Raw genomic sequence first — 2,199 nt, forward strand, 5'->3', positions numbered from 1 at the left:
GTCGTCAGGCGGCGAAAAGCCGAAGGCAATCCTGTGCGCCTCGTCAGACAAGATGTGCGGCCGCATCAATCGGGCCCAAAAGCCGCACTCTCACGAATAGGACGGGCTAGTTGGAAGATGGTTGTCGAGCTTATTCGGCAATTGCGCGGGTGGCACGCCCGCTCCAACCTAGGGAATAACTTCAATGCTCTCTAAAACTCCCAGCCCGAGCGGTCCGCCGGCGGCCAATCGGCCGACCGCGGCGCCGATCTTGCTGACCCCGAAACAGGCGGCGCGGCACCTGAACCTCAGCGTGTCCTGGCTGGCCAAGCGCCGGCTCGCCGGCGATGGGCCTCCCTACGTCAAGTTGGGCGGCGCGGTCCGCTACGCGGAAGCCTCCCTCCAGCAGTGGATGAAGGGCCAGCAGCGCACCTCGACCAGCGGATGATCCAGGGAGTGAATGACAGCAAATACAAAGAGCGCGTGAGGGCGGCAATCCTCGCGCCTTTTTCGCTTGGGTCGTAATAATCGTCCATCTCCGTACATCAATATACATCAACGAAACACAGTATAGTTTAATGTTAGGATCAATTGTAGAAGTACATATAGCCTTTATACTGTTGACGCCTTCCTAATTTACTCTAGTATACATTGATGGGGAATCCCCTCCATCGGCATCGCGAAGGAAATGATCCCAATGACGGTGGCGCCCCTCGAACCCACCTTTTCCGAAGCGATGACCGCGATCGAGGACGCCGCCGACTTGTCCGCAAGCGTCAAGCGTCACTGGGTCTGCTCGCTGCGGCAGATCGCCAAATGGCTGGACCGCCCGGTTGAGGTGTCCCCGGCGCGGTGGACGGCGATCCGCTTGCCGGTCGGTCAGCTGCACCACGCTCGCCTCGGCGTCACGGCCAAGACCGTTGCCAACCACAAATCCAATGTGGCGGCCGCGCTGCGCTGGTTCGGCAAGGAGTACAAGGTGCCCTCACGCGGGGTGGCCTTGTCGGCCGAGTGGGCAACGTTGCGCGATGGCATCGGGGATCGCGGGCGGCGCGCCCGGCTCTATGGCCTGATGCGCTATTGCTCGGGCCGCAGCCTGATGCCGGCCTCGGTCGATGACGCCGTCGTGGCCGATTATCTGCGGTACCGCGCCGAGACGACGTCGCTCGCCACCAGCAGCATGGCCCACCGCTCGATTGCGCGGGCCTGGAATGTGTCTGCTGGCGAGAACCGGGCTTGGCTGGCGCAGCGGCTGACGGAAACGCCGGTCAAGGCCCAGGAGGGTCCAACTTGGGAAGACTTTCCCGAGGGCCTGCGCCGCGATGTCGATCGCTATCTCGCAGGGCTCGGCAAAGTCCGGAAGGGGCCGAACGGCAAGCGCAGCCGGCCCTGCAGCCCGAAAACGATCAAGACCCGTCGCGCCGAGCTGGTGGCGGTGGCGCGGATGGCGGTCAAGATCGGGACCCCCATCGAAAACCTGAAGTCGCTGGCTGCTCTGGTCCACCCCGACGTGGCCGAGCCGGTGCTCGACGCCTACTGGGAGAACAATGGAGCGGAGCCGAAGGTCTACACCATCGATCTCGCCTGGAAGCTGTTCAGCCTGGCGCGGCAGATCGGCTTGGACGAAGCCGCCATCGAGCGTCTCGACGACATAAGGGCTTCGTTGGAGGAGCATCGCCACGGAGGATTGACCGGCAAGAACCTCAAGTTGATCCGGCAAGTCCTGACGGAAGGCATCTGGAGTGAGGTGGTCTCGTTGCCGAACGTCCTGATGCGGCAAGCGCGCGCCGATCAAGCCCACGCTCCGGTTAAGGCGGCGGTGACTGCGCAGATCGCGGTCGCCATCGCGATCCTATCCATTGCGCCGGTCCGGCTGACCAACCTCGTCTCCATCAAGTTGGAAGAAAACCTGATCAAGCCCGGTGGTCCCTTGTCGCCGTTCTGGCTGGTATTCCCGCATTACGACGTCAAGAACCGGGTCGATCTCCAGTTTGACTTTGGCGAGAACCTCACCACCCTCATTAATGAATACATCCACGAGTTCCGGCCGGTGCTGTTGCGCCGCTCGAACGCTGCCTGGTTGTTCCCCGGTATCGCTGGTGAGCCGAAGACCCCGTGGGTCGGTCAAAATCCCCCGGGTATGGTCACTTGAAACTCCCCCACCTGATGATCGCCGTCAGCGCCGCTGAACAGCAGTAGCCGGTCAGGCAGGACGTTTAT

At 62.3% G+C, this 2,199-nt stretch carries 2 protein-coding genes; both read left to right on the forward strand.

Translation table 11 applies throughout. The features are described from left to right. Positions 1-184: 184 nt before the first annotated feature. The gene (locus QJT78_RS50455) at positions 185-427 is read left to right on the forward strand and encodes a helix-turn-helix domain-containing protein (RefSeq protein ID WP_038953567.1); all 243 of its coding nucleotides are present in this window, start codon (positions 185-187) and stop codon (positions 425-427) included. A gap of 249 nt (positions 428-676) precedes the next feature. After that, positions 677-2,131, forward strand: coding sequence for a site-specific integrase (locus QJT78_RS50460; RefSeq protein WP_281460840.1), 1,455 nt, complete (start codon positions 677-679; stop codon positions 2,129-2,131). Positions 2,132-2,199 lie beyond the last annotated feature (68 nt).

The organism is Bradyrhizobium sp. Mp27, assembly GCF_029953005.1.
In the GTDB taxonomy this organism is placed as follows: Bacteria; Pseudomonadota; Alphaproteobacteria; order Rhizobiales; family Xanthobacteraceae; genus Bradyrhizobium; species Bradyrhizobium barranii.

Bases quoted from the DNA above. Each gene is read 5' to 3' on its own strand.
- QJT78_RS50455 (WP_038953567.1), top strand. From the start codon at position 185: ATGCTCTCTAAAACTCCCAGCCCGAGCGGTCCGCCGGCGGCCAATCGG.
- QJT78_RS50460 (WP_281460840.1), top strand. From the start codon at position 677: ATGACGGTGGCGCCCCTCGAACCCACCTTTTCCGAAGCGATGACCGCG.